This is a genomic window from Sphingobium sp. (assembly GCA_035196065.1).
Classification (GTDB): domain Bacteria; phylum Pseudomonadota; class Alphaproteobacteria; order Sphingomonadales; family Sphingomonadaceae; genus Sphingorhabdus_B; species Sphingorhabdus_B rara.
Genome location: CP136575.1, coordinates 797152 through 818660 on the forward strand (window position 1 = coordinate 797152; position 21509 = coordinate 818660).

Consider the following 21509-nt stretch of genomic DNA (forward strand, 5'->3'; position numbering starts at 1 on the left):
GATGCAAGTCGCGATCAACAGCTTTGCGCGGCTCTGGCAGCGTTTTACGCTGACCCGCTATTTTGCGGCCAGTGTGATCGCGCTTGGCGTTGATACGCTCTTTTATCTGATGCTCCATGCGGCCGGCCTTCATGCCGCCACCGCATCGATGCTGGGTTATGCAACAGGGATTGCAGTGCATTGGGCGATCAGCGCCCATATCGTCTTTCCCGACAAGGTGCGGGCAGGCTCTGCGCTGCTGCGGCAGCGCGTGTTTTTTGCGATCAGTGCACTGATCGGGCTTGCGCTGACCGGCGGGGTCGTTGCGTTGGCAACGCAGCTTGGCGCGTCGCCGCTCCTTGCCAAGATTTTTGCCGTGGGGACCAGTTTCACGGCTGTTTACGCCATCAGGAAGTGGGGCATTTTCCGATGACCAATATTGCTTTGCGTGCACCGTTCAGCTTTTCGCCAAATGAGGAACAGAAAAGGTTCCTGCATTGGGCGCTGTGCTGGTTGATCCTGCCGAATATCGGCTTCATGCTGCTCTGGTATATCGGCGCACCGCCGCGCCAGATCGACATTGTTGCAATCGGGCTACTGGGCTTGATCGTGAAGCGTTTCCCCTTCTGGCTCCGCTATGGCACCTATGTGGCAACGGTCGTGATGACGACGCTGTCCTTCGTCAGCGGGCTGTTCAATCTCAGCATCAAATCACTGCTCTATTCGCTGCAATTCTTTGCCGAGATCAAGCCGAGCAACAGTTTGGAATATATATTGGTCGGCGCCGCGCTGGTCGCGATGCTCGTCTATGCCTATTTTGCCTTTCGCAAAGACCAGAATTTCGAAACACCCTGGCTGATCCTTGCCGGTGCGGGCGGTATCGTGGCGTTGGCCGCGACCGACTATGCCATGGGCCAGGGCATGCGCGGTCATTATAAGCGGATCGCACCCGAAGGGGCCTATTTCTCGTCCGGTGCGGTGCAGAGCGGGATTGAGGCGCGCGCTGATGGAACGCGGCACATCATTGTCGTGATGGTCGAATCGCTCGGCCTTCCGCGCGGCAATGCCGAAATGCAGCGGCTGCTTTTTGCCGAATATAAGAATAATCCGGCAATCCGTGCGCGTTACGATCTCTCGCAAGGTCGTAACCCTTATTATGTCAGCACGACCGCAGGCGAAGTGCGCGAATTGTGCGGGCGCTGGGGGGATTATTACGATCTTGTCGATCGAAAGGATTCCAACTGCATGCCTGCGCGGCTCGCCAACAAGGGCTATGCCACCCATGCCATGCACAGTTTCATCGGCAGCTTTTTTGAACGCGATCAATGGTATCCTAATATCGGCTTTCAAAAGACCGAGTTCGGCCCGCTGCTGATCGAGCGCGGTGCGCGCAACTGTGGCGGCGTCTTTGCCGGCGCGTGCGACCGGGATGTGCCCAAACAGATGGCCGACATGCTGAAAAAGGCGACAAAGCCGACCTTCCTCTATTTCCTGACGGTAAACACCCATTTGCCGGTGCCACCGGGGATGAACCTGAATAATGAGGATTGTGAACGCCTCTCGCCGAAACTGGAAAAGGCCTTCCCGCAAATCTGCCGCCAATTTGTGATGTGGCATGATTTCAACAATGCGATGGTGCAGGAAATTGTGGCAAAGGACTTTCCCGCTGCGGACATATTGATCGTCGGCGATCATATGCCGCCCTATTTTGACCGCTATCATCGCTCGCAGTTCGATCCGGCGCATGTCCCCTGGCTCTATCTGCGCCACAAGGATGCAACTGACGCCAAGGCCGGCGACCGGGAAGGCTGATCCATGTCCCTGATTGCAGGCCGCAAGCCGGGCCTTGCCTATGCCATCATCTGGCTGCTGCTCGCCGGCCTGCTTCTTTTCCTCAGCCGCGATAATGTCGCGACGCTATCGGGATGGGATCCGGACGACCAGTTGCGGCTGGTGCAGCTGCGCGATTTTCTGGGCGGGCAAAGCTGGTGGGATAGCAGCCAATATCGGCTGAACGCGCCCGATGGCGCGCCGATGCACTGGTCGCGGCTGATCGAACTTCCGCTAGCGGCGATCATCCTCGCGCTCCGTCCGCTGCTTGGCACATATGGCGCCGAAATGGCCGCCGGCATCATCGTGCCTTTGGGCTGTTATGCCCTCATTGCGGCAATTCTCGCCAGTATCGCGGCGCGGATAGCCGGGCATATTGCCGGCGTCAGCGCGCTGATGATGGCGATGGTTGCACCTGCCTTGTCGATGCAATTGCGCCCGATGCGGATTGACCATCATGGCTGGCAACTGGTGTGCGCCGCAATTGCCCTTTGGACTTTATTCTGGCCAAAACCACGCCGCGCCGGTCTGTTGCTCGGGCTGGCTCTCGCGGTCTGGATGCACATATCGCTCGAAGGCGCGCCGGCAGCGGTCATGTTCTTCGCGTTGCTCGCTTTTGGCTGGGTGCGCGATGCCGGCGAACGGCCCCGATTGCAGGCAGCGATCACGGCCTTTGCCTTGACCAGCCTTGCCCTCTTTTTCGCGACCCAGCGACAGGGGCTTTCGGGCGCGCAATATTGCGACGCGATTTCGCCCGCGCATATTTGGGCGATTATCGCTGCGGCGCTTTCGGCGCTTGCCGTGACGGCTTTGCCGCTTGCCCGCTGGCCGTTCCGGCTCGCCGCGCTCGCGCTTCCTGCAGGGCTTGCAGGGGGCCTGTTTGTCTATCTCGCGCCCGATTGCCTGTCCGGGGCGTTCGCCCAAATGGACCCTGTGGTGCGCAAATATTGGTATGCGCAGGTCAATGAAGGCCTGCCCGTCTGGCGGCAGGATGCTGCTACGGCGTTGCTGTTCCTCGGCGTCGCTATCGCCTCGCTTGCCAGCCTGCCCTGGCTGCGGCGGCAGCTTGCCCCTGAAAAATGGGCGCTGCTGGTGCGCATCGTGCCGCTTCAGATTTACGCGATTATGCTGTCGATGCTTGTCTTTCGCACAATTTCGGTCGCCACCCTGTTGGCGATCCCGGCATTGGCCTGCGCTGCGACCCTGCTGATCGCGCGCTATCGCGAAGAGCCGGTTTTGGCGCGACGGCTGCGCTATGTTGCCCTGTTCATATTGCTGCTAATGCCCGGCGCATTGTTGCAGCAGGCTTATCTGTTTTTTGCTGGCAACGCCGCGGAAACTGCGACGGCGCCGATCGCTGGCGCGCAGACCTATAGCTGCGATTCAGCGCAATCGATCACCACGCTCGCCAGCCTGCCGTCCTCCCGGATGGTGGCCCCGTTCGATATTGGGCCGATGATCTTGCTAACCAGCGCGCATAAGGTGCTCGCCAGCAGCCATCATCGCAACCAGCAGGGGATGCGTGACCAGATCGATATTTTTCGCCTGCCTCCGGCGCAGTCAAAAGCGATCATCGATCGGCGCGGCATCGCCTATATTGTAGCCTGCCCGGATGAAAGCGAGCTTGGCAATTACAGCAAGGCGGACCCTGATGGTTTGTGGGCCGTGCTTGCCAAGGGCCGCGTTCCGGCATGGCTCGAACGGCTTCCCGACAGGGGAAGCGGCATTCAGGTCTGGCGGGTGCGCAAGTCCTGAAAGCTTAAAGGTGCATGAAGTCGCGGGTGTAGCTGTTCAGATGCGCGCCGCCATCTGCGAAGATGATTTGTCCCGTCACGTCGCGCGCCTGGGCCAGGTAAAGCACGGCATCGGCCACGCTTTCGGGTGCGGGCAATGCGTGCAGCGGCATCGCGCCGGCAAGCTGCTGCATCATGGCATCCGAATATTCATCGGTCGGAATGACGAGCCCCGGGGCCACGCCATTGACCCGTGCATGCGGGGCAAGCGCGGCCGCCATCGACCGCACCGAAGCAGCCAGCGCTTGCTTTGACAGCGTATAGCTCAACTGATCGCCATTGGGATTACGCACCCGCTGGTCGACAATATGGACGATGGCTGGCCGGTTGCCGTGCGCCTTGACCAGCGCTGTCGACAAAAGCAGCGGCGCAAACAGATTCAGCCGGAAATGCGCGTCAAGGCTGGCGGCGTCCATTGCTTCCCAGCCATCCTGTCCGAACATGGCGGCATTGTTGACCAGCAGATCGGGTGCGCGGCCAAAATGCTCTGCCACATCGCCGACCAATGCGCTTGCCGCCGCACTGTCTGAAAGATCGGCAGTAAAATGCTGCCAGTCGCAGCCGTTACGCGCAATCGCCTCTGCCAATACGGGGTCTGGATTGCCCGCGCCATGGCTCGATAGCGCCAGGTCATAGCCCGCATCGGAAAGCCGCGCCGCGATGATCGCGCCGAGACGGCGGACTCCGCCGGTCACCAGCGCGAGCGGGCGCTTCATGCGGCAACCCCTGACGGCTTCCGGTGCCGCGTCATGGTAAGCCCGATCGATTCGCCATCTTCGGATATGGCGAGCTTGATGATCTTGACCGTGATCGAGGTGAAACGGTCATCCTCGGAAAACAGCCGGCCGATGATATGGTCTGCCAGCGCCTCGATCAGCGTGAAGTGCACGCCTTCGGGAAATTCGGTCGCCGCCGCCTTGATCGCCATATAGTTTTTCGACGCCGAAAGCGGCGTATCGGGCGTGTAGTGTGGCGCGATTTCCAAATCGGCGCTGACTGAAATGTGCAGCGGTTGCGGCAGGTGCGTTTCTTGGCTGTAAATGCCGGTGAGGACATTGACGTGCAGGTCATGCACTTCGAGGGTGAGCAAGTCAGTCATATCAATCCTGTTGAAGTTCGGGCTGCGACCAGCGTGCGAAAATGGCGGTGGGTAGCAACAACCCCCGCGCCTCTTCGCGAACGGCCAGTTCGCCAAATTCGACTTTTCCGGGCAGGTCGGCAAAATGCATCTGTACCAGATTTCCCAGCGCCAGCGCCGACATGCGCACGGCATAGACGGTGAGGAAAAGAAAGCGCGAGTTTGCGTCAAGCAATTGCCGGCAATTGGCAATCATTTCGGGCAGGTCTTCCTCCAGCCGCCAGACCTCGCCATCGGGGCCGCGGCCATATTTGGGCGGATCGAGCAATATGCCGTCATAACGCCGTTCGCGCCGCACTTCGCGGGCCACAAATTTCGCGGCATCGTCAACGATCCAGCGGATCGGCCGGTCTGCCATGTCGGACAAGGCGGCATTGTCGCGCGCCTGCGCTACCGATTTTTTCGAGGCATCGACATGCACCATCTGCGCGCCCGCCGAAGACAGCGCCAGCGTGCCGACACCGGTATAGCCGAACAGGTTCATCACCTGCGGATCGGACGCCCCCTCGATCTGCCCGCGCATCCAGCGCCAGACCGGGTCCATATCCGGAAAAAAGCCCAGATGGCGAAAGGGCGTGCAGCTGGCGGAAAAGCGCACTTCGCCATTCCAGTTTAGCGGCCAGCCCTGCTGCACTGCCTTGGTTTCATAATACCAGCGGCCGCCACCCTCTTCGTCTGATCCGGGGATGAATTCGGCATCGGCGGGCCATTCGTCAATCGCCGGTTCCCACATTGCCTGCGGCTCGGGGCGGATGAAGCGATATGGGCCGTAACGTTCCCATTTACGACCATTACCGCTGTCGAGCAGCGTGTAATCCTCGCGCGGTTCGCCAACCAGTGTGACGAAATCAGCCACGGGCGGCGTGGGTAAGGACATGGTCGCGCACTGCGGCATAATCGCCGGGCAGCGAAATGAAGCGTTCCTCACGGTCAAACAGATTGCCGACGCGTGCGGGAAGCGATGGTCGGATGCCGGTTGCCCGTTCAACCGCCTCACGGAACTTTGCCGGATGCGCTGTCGCCAGAGTGACGACGGGTATATCGGCAGCGATGCCCCCCTCACGCGCGGCGTGAAGCGCGATTGCAGTGTGCGGATCGATGATCTGCCCGCAATGGTCCCAGGCCCAACGCATGGCACCCGACATTTCGGCAGAATCAGCGCGCGCGCTGGCAAGCAGCGCCGCCTTACGGCGCATATCCGACGAAAGCACCATCTTGCCCATCTGTTCGAACCATTTCATCCGCGCGGCGGTGGTCGATCCGTCCCGGCCTTCAAGATCATAGAGCAGCCGTTCGAAATTGCTCGAGACCTGAATGTCCATCGAGGGTGCGGCGGTGGGCGTGACTTCGCCGATCGAATAGTCGCCCTTGGCCAATGCACGGTGAAGAATGTCGTTCACATTGGTCGCGACAATCAACCGTTCGACCGGCAGACCCATTTGCGCCGCGACATAGCCTGCAAAGACATCGCCGAAATTGCCTGTCGGTACCGAAAAGGCCACAGGCCGTTCGGGCGCACCAAGCCGCAGCGCGGCCCAGAAATAATAGACAACCTGCGCCATCAGCCGTGCCCAGTTGATCGAATTGACCGCAGACAATGTCAGCTGCGAGGTCACTTCGCTGTCGCCGAACATGCGCTTTACCATCGCTTGCGCATCATCGAAGCTGCCGGCAATTGCGATATTGTGCACATTGGGGGCGAGCACCGTGGTCATCTGCCGGCGCTGCACATCTGACACCCGGCCTTCGGGGTGGAGCATGAAGATTTCGATCTGCTCGCGCCCGGCCACCGCATGGATTGCTGCCGAACCGGTGTCGCCGCTGGTCGCGCCGACAATGGTCAGCTTGGTGTCCGTGCCGGTCAGAAAGCGTTCGAACAACTGACCGAGCAGTTGCAGCGCGACATCTTTGAACGCCAGCGTTGGGCCATGGAACAATTCGAGCAGCCAATGCTGCCCGTCAAGCTGAACCAGCGGCGTCACCGCATCATGCGAAAAACTGCCATAGGCGGCGGCGCACAGATCGCGCAATTCTGCCTCGGTTAGCGAACCGGCGGTAAAGGGCGCCATCACCTTTGCGGCTAGGTCCACATAAGGCAGCCCGCGCATCGCCGCGATCTCGTCTGCGGTAAAACGCGGCCAAACCTGCGGCACATACAGGCCGCCGTCGCTGGCAAGCCCCGCCAGCGTCACCCCACGAAAGTCGAGGTTGGACGCATTTCCCCTGGTGCTGATATAGTGCATGGCGGAGGCGGCGTTAGCGGTTGCAGCAATTTGGCGCAAGTGCGTGCGCCGCTTGCACAGCAGCAAATCGCCCTATAGTCCTGCACCATGAAACATTATTTCGCCGCTTCGCTCGCCGCGCTCGCCTTTTCGACAGCGCTCGCCTCCCCCGTCGCCGCCCGCCCGATGACGGAAACCGATCTGATCACCATGAAGAGGCTGGCTGCACCCGCAGTCTCGCCCGACGGGAAGCTTGCTGTTTACCAGCTTCAGGAAACCGATCTGACTGCGAACCGCCGCCGCAGCGATCTCTATCTGGTGGCGACTGACAACCCTGCCGCGATCCCGCAGAAAGTCGCGTCACAGCCGGATTGGAATGAGCACAGTCCCGCCTTTGCCCCCGATGGCAAGGCGATCTGGTATATCAGCAATGAAAGCGGATCTGACCAGCTTTGGCGGCATGATCTTGCCAGCGGTGAAAGCGAGCAGGTCAGCGCCTTCAAGACTGACGTTGCCGGCTTCAAACTGTCGCCCGATGGCAAGCGTGTTGCAGTTTGGGGCGATATCGCCCGCGATTGCAACGATTTCGGCTGCGATGCCGATGGTGACCGGTCAAAGCCCGGGCCCGGCACCGGGCGCGTCTATGACGAATTGTTCGTGCGCCATTGGGATTCATGGGAAACGCCCGGCAATTACAGCCGTGTCTTTGCCTTTGATATTGCCGCCGACGGCAGCCTGTCAGGCGGCAAGCCAATGGATGGCGGCATTACCGGCGATTCGCCCTCAAAACCGATGGGCGGGGGTGAGGAGATTGCGTGGAGCGCAGACAGCCAGTCGCTCTATTTCGCGCTGCGCATTGCGGATCGGAACGAAGCGCGCTCGACCAACCTTGATCTCTACCAGACGCCTGCGACCGGCGGCGCTGCAACCAACCTGACCGACAGCAATGACGCTACCGATACATTGCCCGCGCCCTCGCCCGACGGCAAATGGCTCGCCTGGGCGGCGATGGCACGCCCGGGCTATGAAGCCGACCGGCAGGTGGTGATGCTCAAGGATCTCGTCAGCGGCAAGACCAGCGCGTTGACCGCAAATTGGGATCGTTCGGTTGGGGCGCTTGCCTGGGCAAAGGACAGCAAGAGCCTGCTCGCCGTTGCGCAGGACGGGTTGGAAAATCCCCTGTTTCGCATCGACCTGAAGGGAAAGGTCACACGGTTGACCGAACGCGGCACCATCGCCGATTTCGCTGCCCTGCCGAAAGGCGGGGTGCTCTATGCAATCAATAGCCTGTCCGGGCCCAATGATCTGGTGGTGATGGACGGCAAAGGGCAGACCCGCCGGCTGACCAATGTCAACGCCGATGCGCAAAAGGAACTCGATCCCGTCCAGTACAGCCAGTTCACCTTCAAGGGTGCAGGCGGGGCGCTGGTGCATGGGCAGATTGTGAAGCCCATGGCCACAACCGGAAAGCTGCCACTTCTCCTCCTCGTCCATGGTGGACCGCAAGGTTCGTTCAACAACAGCTGGTCGTTCCGCTGGAACCCTGCAGTGATGGCGAGCCAAGGCTATGCCGCAGTGACCATCGATTTCCATGGCAGCACCGGCTACGGTCAGGCCTTTACCGACAGCATCAACAAGGATTGGGGCGGAAAGCCGCTGGAAGATCTGAAACTGGGGATGGCGGCATTACCCGGAATCGACGCGCAGATCGATACGGCCAATGCCTGCGCGCTCGGCGGCAGCTATGGCGGCTATATGATGAACTGGATTGCGGGCAACTGGCCCGACGGGTTCAAATGCCTTGTCAACCATGCCGGCATTTTCGACCTGCGTGCAATGGCGTTTGAGACCGAGGAGTTGTGGTTCGACGAATGGGATCATGGCGGCCCCTGGTGGCAGCGCAATGATGCCGAAAAATGGAACCCGGTGAACCATGTGACCAAGTGGAAAACGCCAATGCTGGTGATCCATGGCGAAAAGGATTTCCGCATTCCCTATTCCCAAGGTCTTGCCACTTTCACCGCGCTGCAGCGGCAGGAAATCGATTCGCAATTGCTGATCTTTCCCGATGAAAACCACTGGATATTGAAGCCGAAAAACTCCCTCCAATGGCACCGCACGGTGTTTGACTGGGTCGGCCGTCATCTGAAGGCGAAGTGACTGCGCTGACCCGTTCGGTCCGGATGCTTCGAATTGAAGCCGCACCGGGCGGGTCAAAGCCTTGCTGAATCGGGCATAGGCTGGCATGGGCGCAGGCCATGACTATCGACAAGACATTCGACTTCGCGGGTATCGAGGCTAAATGGGCCAAGCATTGGGAAGAAAGCGGCGCCTATCGCCCGCATCGGCCCGAGGCGGAACCTTATACGATCGTCAACCCGCCGCCCAATGTCACCGGCAGCCTGCACATCGGCCATGCGCTCGACAATACGCTGCAGGACATATTGATCCGCCGTGCCCGGCTGAAGGGTAAGGATGCGCTGTGGGTGGTCGGCACAGACCATGCCGGCATCGCGACGCAGATGGTTGTCGAGCGCCAGCTTGAGGCGAAACAGGACAAGCGCACCAATTACAGCCGAGAGGCCTTTGTCGACAAGGTTTGGGAGTGGAAGGCCGAAAGCGGCGGAACCATTACCAACCAGTTGCGCCGTTTAGGCTGTTCAATGGATTGGTCCAATGAACGCTTCACCATGGATGAAGGGTTCAACAAGGCGGTCACCAAGGTCTTTATCGACCTTTATAATCAGGGCCTGATCTATCGCGACAAGCGGCTTGTGAATTGGGACCCGAAACTGAAGACCGCGATTTCGGATCTGGAAGTTGAAACCCGCGAGGTGAAGGGTGGCTTCTGGCGTTTCCGCTATCCCTTTGCGGACGGGTCAGGCCATGTCGAGGTTGCGACGACGCGCCCCGAAACGATGCTGGCCGATATGGCGGTCGCGGTGCACCCCGATGACGAACGCTACAAAGCGGCCATCGGCAAGGAAATCTTGCAGCCAATCACTGGCCGCCGGTTCAAGGTGGTGGCGGACGAACATGCTGATCCGGAACTCGGATCGGGCGTGGTCAAGATCACCCCGGGCCATGACTTCAACGATTTCGAGGTCGGCAAGCGGGCAGGTATCAAGCCAGCCGACATGTATAACATGTTCGATGCCGAGGCGCGCGTCGTGCAGACCGCCGACGGGTTGGTTCCAGAAAAATATCTGGGGCTCGACCGTTTCGTAGCGCGCGATAAGATCGTCGCCGACATGAAGGCTGAAGGCTTTCTGATCCCGCACATCACCAAGGATGCTGAGGGTGAAGCGACCGAAAATGATTTCGAGCCGCGCACGATCCAAACGCCTTTTGGCGATCGCGGCGGCGTGGTGATCGAACCCTGGCTGACCGACCAATGGTATGTCGACGCCGAAACGCTTGCGCAGCCGCCCCTACAGGCGGTTCGCGACGGCCGGATCGATATCGTCCCCAAGACATGGGAAAAGACCTTCTTTAACTGGATGGAGAATATCCAGCCCTGGTGCGTGTCGCGCCAGCTTTGGTGGGGGCACCGGATCCCGGCTTGGTATGACGCCGATGGCAAGGTTTATGTCGCCGAAGACGAAGCTGCCGCGCAGGCGCAGGCGGGCGAAGGCGCTGCGCTGACCCGCGACGAAGACGTGCTTGATACATGGTTCTCCTCCGCACTCTGGCCTTTTGGGACGCTGGGCTGGCCCGACCAGACCGAAGATCTGAAGCGCCACTACCCCAACGACGTTCTCATCTCCGGCTTTGACATCCTGTTTTTCTGGGATGCGCGCATGGCGATGCAGGGAATGCACTTCATGCAGGAAGTGCCTTGGAAGACGCTCTATCTCCACGGCCTTGTCCGCGCGGCCGACGGGCAGAAAATGTCCAAGTCCAAGGGTAATGTCGTCGATCCGCTGATCCTGATGGATCAATATGGAACCGACGCCCTGCGTTTCTTCATGGCGGCCATGGAAAGCCAGGGCCGGGATGTGAAGATGGATGAACGCCGCGTTGAAGGCTATCGCAATTTTGCGACAAAGCTTTGGAATGCAGCGCGTTTCTGCCAGTCCAACGGCATCGGCGCCAGCGGCACCTTGCATGCGCCGCAAGCAAGCCTTGCGGTTAACAAATGGATCATCGGCGAAGTCAGCGCGACGCTGGCGAAACTCGACAAAGCGTTTGAGGAATATCGCTTCGACGCCATGGCCGATGCGATCTACCAGTTCAGCTGGGGCACATTCTGCGACTGGTATCTCGAACTGATCAAGCCGGTGTCGGCCGGAGAAGAACGGGGCGAAATCGACGCGGAAACCAAGGCTGTGGCCGGCTGGGTGCTCGACCAGATACTTGTGATGCTCCACCCCTTCATGCCGTTCGTGACCGAGGAATTGTGGCATGCTCTTGGCGAACGCTCCTATGACCTGATCCTTGCCAAATGGCCCGAGCCCAAGGCCGATCTTGATCTGGCAGCTGGCGCTGAAATCAACTGGTTGATCGCACTGGTGACCGAAGTACGCAGCGCCAAGAACGAACTGGGCATTGCGCCGGGTGCGCGGTTGCATGCCTTTGTTCGCGATGCTTCGCCCGAAACACTGGCGCGGATCGAGCGGCAGCAGGCGGCGATTGCACGCCAAGCGCGGCTTGACAGCATCAGCCCCGCCGAAGCGCCGGCAGGCGGCGCAGTGCAGATCGTTGTCGATGAGGCAACCTATGTGATCCCGCTGGAAGGCATAGTCGATCTCGACGCCGAACGCGCCCGCATCACCAAGGCGATCGAAGCGGTGGCCAAGGAAGCAAAGGCACTTGAAGGGCGGCTGTCCAACCCCGCCTTTGTCGAAAAGGCAAAGCCGGAAGCCGTCGAAAAGGCGCGCGCCGACCATGCGGAAAAAAGCGCGGAGGTCGAACGGCTCGGCTCGGCGCTAGCGCGGCTGGGGTGACGCAGGGCCGGGCCATCAACGGGCATTGCAGCTGACTCATGGCCAGCCGATCCCCCCAACGCGACCTGACCATAGGCCCTGTCGGCAAGACGCTGTTCCTGTTCGCGCTGCCTTCGCTTGGCGTCAACATCCTGCAATCGGTGAACCATTCGGTGAATTCGGTGTGGATCGGGCAGTTTCTCGGCGAAACTGCGCTGGCCGCTTCGGCCAATGCCGGAATGATCATCTTTCTGATGTTTTCCACGCTGTTCGGCTTCTCAATGGCAACGACAATCCTGATCGGGCAGAATGTCGGACGCGGGCAGATTGAATCTGTGCGCCGGATCATGGGGACGGCGACCGGCCTGTTCCTCGCTGCAGGTATCGCCGTCGCCTTGCTTGGCTGGTTGTTCGCGCCCGCCTTGTTGCGGCTGATGGCAACGCCCGAGGCGGCCTATCCGCTCGCGCTCGCTTATTTGCGGGTGATGTTCCTCAGCATGCCAACCAGCTTTGTGATGATCCTAATCTCCTCCTCGCTCCGCGGTGTGGGGGATTCGGTCACGCCCTTTCGCAATACGCTGGTCAATGTAGGGCTCGACATTGTGCTCAACCCGGTCTTCATCCTCGGGCTGGGGCCCATCCCCGCGCTGGGTATAGCGGGATCGGCGCTGGCTACGGTGATAGCAGGGCTTATCAGCCTGTCGCTTTTGATCCGGCAGGTTTACGCCAAGGACCTTGTTATCCGCCTGCGCGGAGAGGAACTGGGCTGGCTGCGCCCCGATGCGGCATGGGTAAAGCCGATTGCCAAAATGGGGCTACCCATGGGGCTGTCGATGATCATCATGTCGGGCTCGGCGCTGGTGATGATCGGCCTCGTCAATCGTGAAGGCGTGGATACCACGGCGGCGTTCGGGGTGATGAACCAGCTTTGGAGTTATGTGCAGATGCCAGCCGTCGCGGTCGGCGGCGCAGTGAGCGCGATGGTCGCGCAGAATATCGGCGCGAACAAATGGGATCGTGTCGGAAGGATTGCTTGGGCCGGGGCCGGGATCAATGTGTTGATGACCGCAGTGCTGATCGCCGCGATTACGATTTTCGCAACCCCGATATTGCGCCTGTTCATTCCCGCCGGCAGTGCGGCGATCCCGATTGCGATCCACATCAACCTCGTCATCGGATGGAGTTTCTTGTTGATGGGGATATCGGTCGTCGTGACCTTTGCGGTGCGTGCCAATGGCGCGGTGATCGCGCCGCTCCTTATCCTTATCTTTGCGACCATTATCGTCCGCTTCAGCATCGGCTTTGGTTTCCATGACCGTTATGGGGCCGATGCGATCTGGTGGGCGTTCAATCTCGCCGCCATCTCCTCTTTCCTGCTGTCGATTGGCTATTATTTCCACGGTGGCTGGCGAAAGCTGAAACCGCTTGCCTGACCGGCCGGGCTTTATTGCGCCGCGATTAGGCGTTAGGATATCAAACAGGCCGTCATTACAGCGGCATTCAGGGGAAGGGCGCTAGCGGAAACGCATGGATATCTACCTGCCTATAGCCGGGCTGTCGGTAAACATCCTTGTGATCATCCTCCTCGGCGGCGCGGTGGGCATGCTGTCGGGGATGTTCGGCGTCGGCGGCGGTTTTCTGACCACGCCTTTGCTGATCTTCTACGGCATTCCGCCAATGGTCGCCGCTGCCTCGGCTTCGACACAGGTGACAGGGGCCAGCGTATCGGGCGTCTTTGCCCATATGCGGCGTGGCGGCGTAGATTTTCACATGGGGGCGGTGCTCGTCGCTGGTGGCTTTCTGGGTACGATATTCGGCGCGGCATTGTTCGAACTGCTCGAGGCATGGGGCCAGATCGATACGGTGATCAACATCCTCTACACGATCCTGCTGGGCAGCATCGGCACCATGATGGCGCGCGAGGCATGGGCCAGCGTGAGCGCGACGCGCAGCGGCCAGCCATTGCCCGCCCGCAAAAGGCGACACCATCCGCTGGTCGCCAACCTGCCCTGGCGCTGGCGCTTCTATCGTTCGGGGCTTTACATATCGCCGCTCGCGCCGCTGATCCTCGGCTTTGTCACCGGCATATTGACGATGCTGCTGGGTGTTGGCGGCGGCTTCATCATGGTGCCGGCGATGCTCTATATTCTGGGGATGAGCGCCAATGTCGTGGTTGGCACCTCGCTCTTCCAGATCCTGTTCGTGACGATGAGTTCGACGATGGTGCACAGCCTGACGACCAAGGCGGTTGATATCGTTCTCGCCGTCTTTCTGTTGATTGGCAGCGTTACCGGGGCGCAGATCGGCGCGCGGCTGGCGCAGCGGATGCGCCCAGATTATCTGCGGCTGTTCCTTGCTGCGATTGTCCTGATCGTCGCGCTACGCATGGCGCTCGGCCTCGGCTGGCGGCCCGATGAAATCTATACGGTGGCGGGGCTGTGATCGTCAGGCTGCTCATCCTGCTCGTGCTGCTTCTGCCCATCCCGGCAGCGGTGCAGGCGCAGGTCGAACCTAAGCTGGTGCCCGATGTCTCGCAGCGCAACATCAACATCCAGTCGCGCTTTACCGGTGCCGAACTGCTGCTGTTCGGGGCGATCATCTATCCGCGCGGCGTCGCCCCGGAAGGGAAGGTCGATGTCGCAGTCGTGCTGCGTGGGCCGACCGAACCCATCATCGTGCGCGAAAAACAGCGGGTAGCGGGTATCTGGGTTAATGCCGAAAGCATCGATTTTCGTTCTGCCCCCGGCTATTATGCCATCGCCTCTTCGCGTCCGATCGAACAGATTGTCGATGCCCGGACAGCGGCAATTTATGAACTGGGGCTGGGCAAGCTGCAGCTTTCCCCCACCGGTGAAATCCGCAGCGAGGAGGTCCGCCGGTTCACAAATGGGCTGGTCGATCTCAACCAGCGCGGGGGGCTATATGCCGAAAAATCGGGGGCGGTCGATATCACCGATCAGGTGCTTTATCGGGCGCGCCTTGCCATCCCCTCCAGCGTGCCCGAAGGCCGCTATACTGCCGAAACATTGCTGATCCGGAACGGCCGGGTAATCGTCGCCGATGACAGCGTCACCGTGACCATAAGCAAGACGGGGTTCGAACGTTTCGTAACGATCATGGCGCAGGATTATGGCCTGATTTACGGCGCGTTTGCCGTGTTGATCTCGCTGTTTCTCGGTTGGTTCGCGGGCTTCGTATTTCGCCGGCTCTGACGCCTTAACGGTCGCTTCTTGAGCGCCATTTAGGCGAAAATTAACTTTACCACCCTAGCGTTGCGGCACGAACAACGGGGTACCAGCATGAGCGACAGTTTTTCCGGCCGCGGCTTTTCAGGGATGCAGCCTATTCCGACTGTGCCGGGTTCGTCCGAAGCTGCTGCAACCGGACCGGTCGGCTTCACGCCGTCGCAACCCGCCCCGGTGGCTGCACCTGCCAGTCCGGTTGGTGTCCAGCCGGTTCAGCGCAGCCATCAGGCCACCGAAGGCGCGCTTCACAAGATCGGCGCCGTTGTTGAAATTGCGGGTTCAGGCTCACAGATCAGCCTGAGCGCGTCGAGCATCAACAATCTGCTGAGCCATCATGACCCTGCCATTTCCAATGCTGGCCAGGTCGGCAGCCAGGTGAAGATCCGGGTCGGCAATGTCTGGTTGCTGGCCAACATCCGCACGCAGCGGCTCGATCTTGCATCAACCGACACGATCATGGCGCAGGTCGATTTCCTTGGTGAAGGCGATGAAGAACGGCTGACAGGCAAGATCTACCATTTCCGGCGCGGTGTTACCCGCTATCCGGTGCCCGGTTCCGAAGTCTATGCGGTATCCAGCAGCGACCTTAAACAGGTCTATGCGGCCGATAGCCGCGCTCATGTGAATATCGGTACGGTCTTTCCGACCCGTGATATTCGCGCCGCACTTTATGTCGATGCCATGCTTGGAAAGCATTTCGCGCTGTTGGGTTCAACCGGTACCGGTAAATCAACCAGCGCCGCGCTGATCCTGCACCGGATTTGCGACATGGCGCCCGAAGGCCATATCGTGATGGTCGATCCGCACGGTGAATATTCTGCAGCCTTCAAGGGCAATGGCGCCCTTTACGATGTCAACAATCTTGCCTTGCCCTATTGGATGATGAACTTTGCCGAGCATTGTGAGGTGTTCGTCACATCGTCTGGCGATGAGCGGCAGATGGACTGCGACATTCTGGCAAAATGCCTGTTGCAGGCCCGTTCAAAAAACCGCCTCGCTGCAACGATCGGCAAATTGACGGTCGACGCGCCGATTCCCTATCTGCTTTCCGATCTGACTACGATCATCCAGAATGAGATGGGCAAGTTGGACAAAGCCACCAGCACCGCGCCATTCATGCGGCTGCGCGGCAAGATTGAGGAACTGAAGGCCGATCCGCGCTATAATTTCATGTTCTCGGGCATGCTTGTTGGCGACACCATGGCGGAATTCCTTTCGAAGATCTTTCGCCTGCCCAGCCATGGCAAGCCGATCTCGATCATCGACGTGTCCTCCATGCCTTCGGACATTACCTCGACCGTGGTTGCCGTATTGTCGCGCTTGGTGTTCGATTATGCCATCTGGTCGCGCAATGAACCGCACCGCCCAATCCTGTTCGTCTGCGAAGAGGCGCACCGATATATTCCGTCGGATCGCGTTGCCGGGGACAGTGCAGTGCGCACGATTCTGGAACGGATAGCCAAGGAAGGCCGTAAATATGGCGTCTCGCTGGGCCTGATCACGCAGCGTCCGTCCGACCTTGCAGAAGGTGTGCTGTCGCAATGCGGCACGATCATCTCGATGCGACTGAACAATGATCGCGACCAGGCCTATGTCCGGGCGGCCATGCCCGAAGGCGCGCGGGGCTTCCTCGATTCGATTCCGGCGCTACGCAACCGTGAATGCATTATCTGCGGTGAAGGTGTTGCCATCCCTATACGCGTCGCGCTCGATACGCTTGAGGAAGACAAGCGCCCTGCTTCCGAAGATCCTCTATTCTCGGTGCTCTGGCAGGAAACCGGCGGTGAAGAGGCAATCCTTGAGCGTGTTGTCCGCCGCTGGCGAGCGCAGGGGCGGTAAGGCTAGCGCTTTTCGAACGGCTTCAACCCGCGTCCCAGGCGGTTCGCGCCCAGCACAATCGCATCGCCTGACCAATCGGCCAAGAATACCGTGTTCCGGTCGACACCGGTGCCAAGGCTGGCATCATTGCCGCTGACGGCGAGCCCCGCGCTGCTGCGCACTTTGCCTTCGGCTGCGATAGCGATGAAGGCGCTGTAATTTTCCTTATCCTGTCCCTGCACGAAGACATTTCCGCTGATCATGCCCGATGCGCCGGCAGGAAGATCGATCATATAATTGGTCGCCTGCCCCCGCGTATCGTCAAAGGCATTGTTCTGGATTATCGCACGGGCGGCGCGGCTCTTCACATAATGGCCGCCATTGCCGCGTTCGAAACGGCTGCGGGTCACGGTTAGCGAACCGAAATCGCCGATATAGATGCTATGCGCGCATGAAAGGCCGCGGTCGCACCGCCCCAGTTCGCTGAAGGTGGTCTGGTCGATCACGATTTCACCGGTGGGATCCTGCGCGGTCAATATGCCCTGTTCGCTGTTGCGGAACACCGAACGGGTAATGGCAAGATTGCCTTTTTCCAGACGAATGCCGGCGCCATTGCCATCGGGCACGCGCATATTCTGGAAAATGATGCCGTCGACAGCCGCCGACCGCCCACGCAACACTAGCGCTGCCTTGCCTTCACAGATTCCACCGTCGAAAATCGTGCGTCCCGGGACCTCGGCTTTAAACGAAATATAGCCGGCCTGCTGAACCGCGCATTCGCGGTAAGTGCCCGGCGCAATCAACACCGTTCCCTGCCGGTCGCCAATGGCGTCGATCGCATCGGAAAGCCGGGCAAATTCCTGTCCGGTTTCTGCGACCGTGAACGACGCGCCCGATTGCGCTGTGGCGGCAACCGCAATTGCGGCGGTCAAAGGGAAAAGAGCAAGTATGGCGCGGTGCATGGATGTAACTCCGAGGCGACTGGTGAGGCCATCTATAGAATAGCGCCCAGCATCGACGCCAGCGGGTTAACCACGCCTGAAAAGCCCTGTCCATGATGGGGACAATCGCGGCCCGATCTCTGAACGGGCTTGCTCCTGCAATCGAATGCGCCTTGCCGGTTGCATGATGGCAGGATAACGGCTGGTACCGCGATTGACGAAGGGGTCAATCGACTGCCGAACGGGGACGCAGCGCTTGCCAGCCATTACCACGACCGAACTTTTCCTGATCGCGATGCTTATCGTCTTCGCGCTGCCATGGCTGTTCTGGCGGCTGTTCAAGACCGACTATTATGCACCGCTGGTCGTGGTGCAGATTGTCGCCGGCGTGTTGCTCGGCCCTGGAATATTGGGCGCTGTCTTTCCCGAATATTATGCAGGGATTTTCCGGCCTGAAGTCATAACCGCTTTGAATGGCGTCGCCTGGTGGGCGGTGATGATGTTCGTCTTTGCCGCCGGGCTTGAACTTGACCTGCAAGAGGCATGGGCGCAGCGAGGTGAAAGCGGCGTGACAGCGGGCTTTGCGCTTGTCGTTCCGATGCTCTTCGGCTGTGCTGCCGCTTTGCTTTTACTCGCAACGGGCCCCGGCTGGGCAGGAGAAAAGGCGCAGACATGGCAGATTGTGCTCGGCATCGGCATGGCCTGTGCGGTCACTGCACTGCCGATTCTGGTGCTGCTGCTCGAAAAACTCGACATTTTGCGCCTGCCGATCGGCCAGCGCATCCTGCGCTATGCAAGCCTTGACGATATCGCGATCTGGAGTGTTTTGGCGTTGATCCTTCTCGATTGGGCGCGGATCGAACGCCAACTCGCCTTTCTGATCCTGTTCGGATTGACGGCAGGCGGCATGCGCTGGCTGATGGTGCGCATCACTGAAAGTGACCGCTGGTATGTCGGCCTGATTTGGCTCATTGCGGTCGGCCTCGTCGCTGATTGGGCCGGGCTGCATTATATGGTCGGCGCCTTCCTTGCTGGTGTGGTGTTGGATGCCAAATGGTTTGGCCATCAGGCGATGGACAATTTTCGCAAAATTGTGCTGTTGACGGTTATGCCGGTCTTTTTCCTGTCGACCGGACTGCGCACCCAATGGGATGTCGGCGGGCTTGCCGTATTTGGTGCGGCGACCTTGCTGCTTGCGGCTTCGGTCAGCGGCAAGATCATCGGTATTCACCTTGCCGGGCGAATCCTCAAATGGGAAAAAGGAGAGGCGTCGGTGATCGGCTGGCTGTTGCAGACCAAGGCCCTGATCGAGATCATTTTTGCAAGCGTTCTGCTTGACAAGGGCATCATTTCCGGCGCGACCTTTACCGCCCTGTTGCTGATGGCCGTGGCTTCAACGATGCTGACGGTTCCGGTCGTCACGCCCAAGCTGAAATCGCTGGCGGCGATGGTCCGTAAGCGGGGCTAGATATCACTGCCTTCGTCGATGTCGAGATCGGCTTCATGCGATGCAATGCCCGTTTCGGCGAGCAGCGCTGCCAGCGAAATCGCCAGTAACGCCATCGAAAGCGCAAACATGGCGATTACAATTTCTGCGCGCGAAAAGCTGGTCAGACCCATGATGAACAATATGCCGACCATCAGGCAGACGACGACGGCCGCCCCGATCGTTAAGAGCAGTGATAGCCTTACCAATTTCTTGCGTCGGCGGATCTGGCGCATTTCCGCAAGGATTGGCGCGCGTGCGTCCAAATCAGCATCGCCAAGGTCGCGGCGCAGCTGACGACCGCGATCGACGATACGGGAGAGCCGCCCGGTATAGACATTCAGCAGGCTGGCAATGGCTGCCAGAAGGAAGGCTGGTGCGAGCGACACCTGCAGCACGCTGATCACAGTTTCCAGATCGGAACCCCATTGCTCCTGCATCAGGCTGCCTCCATCTGCTCCGCAATGGTGCGCAAATCGGTCTTGAGCAGTTTGCCGATATGGCTGCGCGGCATTTCATCAATCTGGTGAAGTGCAGACAGGCGCTGGGTCTTGCCGAGTTGCGCATTGGCTGCGGCAAGCAGGTCGGCTGTGTCAAGCTGAACGCCTTTCGCGCCCGACACGAAACCGACCGGTGTTTCACCCCAGCGCTCGCTCGCCATTCCGATGACGGCGGCCTCCTCGACGCCGGGCAATCCAAGCAAAACGCCTTCGAGGTCCACGGGGTAGATGTTGAAACCGCCGGATATGATCATGTCCTTTGACCGGCCAAGCAGTTCGACAAAGCCGTCGGCATCGACGCGGCCAATATCGCCCATGCGTTGCCAGATGCTGCCATCACTATCGATCCAATAGCCTTCCCGGGTTTTTTCCGGCTGGTTTTGATAGCCTGACATCATCGTGGCTGAACGGCCGACCAACTCGCCAGTCTCGCCCGGCGGCAAACGGTTGCCGGCCTCGTCGATGGTAAAGACCTCGCTGCCCTTCCAGGGGATGCCGACAGTGTGCAGCTTGTCCGGATGTTCATGGGCAAGAAGCAGACAGACGACCCCGCCCTCGGTCATCGAATAGATTTCGACCAGCCCGCCCGGCCAGCGTTTCAGCACATCCGCCTTGAGTGCAGGGGCAAAGGGCGCGCTGGTGCAATATTTGAGGCGATAGCTGCTCAGATCGTAATCGTTGAAACCTTCATATTCCATCAGCCGCTTATACTGCACCGGCACCAGCATGGTGTGGGTGATGCGGTGCGCCTGCGCCCGCTCCAAATAACCCGTAACGTCGAATTTCGGCATGATGTGCAGCGTGCCGCCATAGGCCAATGTGGGAATGACAATCGCCAGCGTCGTGTTGGAATAAAGCGGGGTCGCGGCAAAGGAAGCGGCATCGGCTTCGCCATAGCCGGTATTGGTGCCGACGGTTGCATGCAGCCAGCGCATCTGCCGCGAATGGACGATGCCTTTTGGCGTTCCGGTGGTGCCGCTGGAATAGATGATGTTAAAAGGGTCTTTGGGCCCGCAGCCATGTGGCGCAGCTTTGATGCCTTTGGCTGCCATCCATTCGAAGATATCCGGCCGGCCACCCAACGGGGCATCAAGCATCACGATCTTGCCCGCCGGAAGGTCGCGATCTGCCAGATCGGAAAGCTTGGGTGCATCGATGAAGAGGTGCATCGCCCCCGAATCCTTCAGCATCGCTTCCAACTGGGCAGGTGTTGCCGATGTCGTCAGCGGTGCCGCACAACCGCCAGCGCGGATCGCACCTAGATAGGCCAGCGCATAGCGCAGCGTGCTTGTCCCAAGGATTGCGACTGCCTGCCCTTTTTGCAGTCCATCCGCCTGCAATTGCGCGGCAATACGTTCGACCAGTGCCGCGGTTTCCGCCCAGGTCAGCCTTTCGTTGCCATCGTCAAGAGCCAACCGATCCGGCCGCTCTTGGCCCCAAGCACTGATCAGTGCCGTATAGTCACCAAACGGCTTTTCCAGTTCGGCCATAGGGTCGAATGTCATGCTCTCTCTCCACATTCTTTGCCCGCAGCTAGTGCCATATTCCGTCCGGCTTCATAACCAAAAATTTCGCTTCTTGGGTTTTGCGGCAAAACGCTGATCCTGCGGCCTAATTTTATGTGGAAAAGCT

At 59.7% G+C, this 21509-nt stretch carries 17 protein-coding genes; 10 read left to right on the forward strand and 7 right to left on the reverse strand.

All coding sequences use genetic code 11. The features are described from left to right. Window position 1: 1 nt before the first annotated feature. Genes RSE16_03780 through RSE16_03790 form a run of 3 tightly spaced genes read left to right on the forward strand, consistent with a single transcriptional unit; the run spans window position 2 to window position 3564 of the window. The gene (locus tag RSE16_03780) at window positions 2-412 is read left to right on the forward strand and encodes a GtrA family protein (protein WRH76597.1); all 411 of its coding nucleotides are present in this window, start codon (window positions 2-4) and stop codon (window positions 410-412) included. Next, window positions 409-1791 carry a sulfatase-like hydrolase/transferase gene (locus tag RSE16_03785; protein ID WRH76598.1) on the forward strand — a complete coding sequence of 461 codons (1383 nt, stop codon included), beginning with the start codon at window positions 409-411 and terminating at the stop codon, window positions 1789-1791. Before RSE16_03780 ends, RSE16_03785 begins: the two co-directional genes overlap by 4 nt. Before the next feature lie 3 nt (window positions 1792-1794). Continuing rightward, window positions 1795-3564, forward strand: a complete 1770-nt coding sequence (locus RSE16_03790; GenBank protein WRH76599.1) for a hypothetical protein — start codon at window positions 1795-1797, stop codon at window positions 3562-3564. A 4-nt stretch (window positions 3565-3568) separates the two neighbouring features. On the opposite strand, the gene RSE16_03795 is transcribed toward RSE16_03790, so the two are convergent. The 4 genes from RSE16_03795 to thrC are packed head-to-tail and all read right to left on the reverse strand — an operon-like array spanning window position 3569 to window position 6983. After that, entirely contained in the window at window positions 3569-4318 is a 750-nt protein-coding gene (locus RSE16_03795; GenBank protein WRH76600.1) for an SDR family oxidoreductase, read from the reverse strand. Further along, window positions 4315-4701: a dihydroneopterin aldolase gene (locus tag RSE16_03800; protein WRH76601.1), complete on the reverse strand. Its 387-nt coding sequence runs from the start codon at window positions 4699-4701 to the stop codon at window positions 4315-4317. Before RSE16_03800 ends, RSE16_03795 begins: the two co-directional genes overlap by 4 nt. 1 nt (window position 4702) lies before the next feature. Further along, window positions 4703-5617 carry a class I SAM-dependent methyltransferase gene (locus tag RSE16_03805; GenBank protein ID WRH76602.1) on the reverse strand — a complete coding sequence of 305 codons (915 nt, stop codon included), beginning with the start codon at window positions 5615-5617 and terminating at the stop codon, window positions 4703-4705. Then, window positions 5589-6983 carry a threonine synthase gene (gene thrC / locus RSE16_03810; GenBank protein ID WRH76603.1) on the reverse strand — a complete coding sequence of 465 codons (1395 nt, stop codon included), beginning with the start codon at window positions 6981-6983 and terminating at the stop codon, window positions 5589-5591. The genes RSE16_03805 and thrC overlap by 29 nt, the downstream gene beginning before the upstream one ends. 87 nt (window positions 6984-7070) lie before the next feature. On the opposite strand from thrC, the gene RSE16_03815 reads away from it, so the two are divergent. The 6 genes from RSE16_03815 to RSE16_03840 all read left to right on the forward strand — a co-directional run bounded on the left by RSE16_03815 (window position 7071) and on the right by RSE16_03840 (window position 16971). Further along, the gene (locus RSE16_03815; protein ID WRH76604.1) at window positions 7071-9122 is read left to right on the forward strand and encodes a S9 family peptidase; all 2052 of its coding nucleotides are present in this window, start codon (window positions 7071-7073) and stop codon (window positions 9120-9122) included. Between the two features lie 98 nt (window positions 9123-9220). After that, complete coding sequence (locus RSE16_03820) at window positions 9221-11908, forward strand: valine--tRNA ligase (GenBank protein ID WRH76605.1); 2688 nt, start codon at window positions 9221-9223, stop codon at window positions 11906-11908. A 38-nt stretch (window positions 11909-11946) separates the two neighbouring features. Next, entirely contained in the window at window positions 11947-13320 is a 1374-nt protein-coding gene (locus tag RSE16_03825) for an MATE family efflux transporter (GenBank protein ID WRH76606.1), read from the forward strand. 94 nt (window positions 13321-13414) lie between these two features. Continuing rightward, on the forward strand, window positions 13415-14329 hold the full coding sequence (locus tag RSE16_03830; GenBank protein ID WRH76607.1) for a sulfite exporter TauE/SafE family protein: 915 nt from the start codon (window positions 13415-13417) through the stop codon (window positions 14327-14329). After that, window positions 14326-15099: a TIGR02186 family protein gene (locus RSE16_03835; protein ID WRH76608.1), complete on the forward strand. Its 774-nt coding sequence runs from the start codon at window positions 14326-14328 to the stop codon at window positions 15097-15099. Before RSE16_03830 ends, RSE16_03835 begins: the two co-directional genes overlap by 4 nt. A gap of 87 nt (window positions 15100-15186) precedes the next feature. After that, window positions 15187-16971, forward strand: coding sequence for a DUF87 domain-containing protein (locus RSE16_03840; protein ID WRH76609.1), 1785 nt, complete (start codon window positions 15187-15189; stop codon window positions 16969-16971). A 2-nt stretch (window positions 16972-16973) separates the two neighbouring features. Here the strand turns inward: RSE16_03840 and RSE16_03845 are convergent, their stop codons facing one another. Continuing rightward, entirely contained in the window at window positions 16974-17912 is a 939-nt protein-coding gene (locus RSE16_03845; protein WRH76610.1) for a right-handed parallel beta-helix repeat-containing protein, read from the reverse strand. A 244-nt stretch (window positions 17913-18156) separates the two neighbouring features. Here RSE16_03845 and RSE16_03850 point away from each other — a divergent pair, with 244 nt between their 5' ends. Beyond that, a complete protein-coding gene (locus RSE16_03850) occupies window positions 18157-19359 on the forward strand; it encodes a cation:proton antiporter (protein WRH77291.1) in 1203 nt (400 codons plus the stop codon). On the opposite strand, the gene RSE16_03855 is transcribed toward RSE16_03850, so the two are convergent. Together RSE16_03855 and RSE16_03860 are read right to left on the reverse strand one after the other, a co-directional pair. Continuing rightward, window positions 19356-19817 carry a DUF2721 domain-containing protein gene (locus RSE16_03855; protein WRH76611.1) on the reverse strand — a complete coding sequence of 154 codons (462 nt, stop codon included), beginning with the start codon at window positions 19815-19817 and terminating at the stop codon, window positions 19356-19358. The genes RSE16_03850 and RSE16_03855 overlap by 4 nt on opposite strands. After that, complete coding sequence (locus RSE16_03860) at window positions 19817-21382, reverse strand: class I adenylate-forming enzyme family protein (protein WRH76612.1); 1566 nt, start codon at window positions 21380-21382, stop codon at window positions 19817-19819. Before RSE16_03860 ends, RSE16_03855 begins: the two co-directional genes overlap by 1 nt. Window positions 21383-21509: the final 127 nt, after the last annotated feature.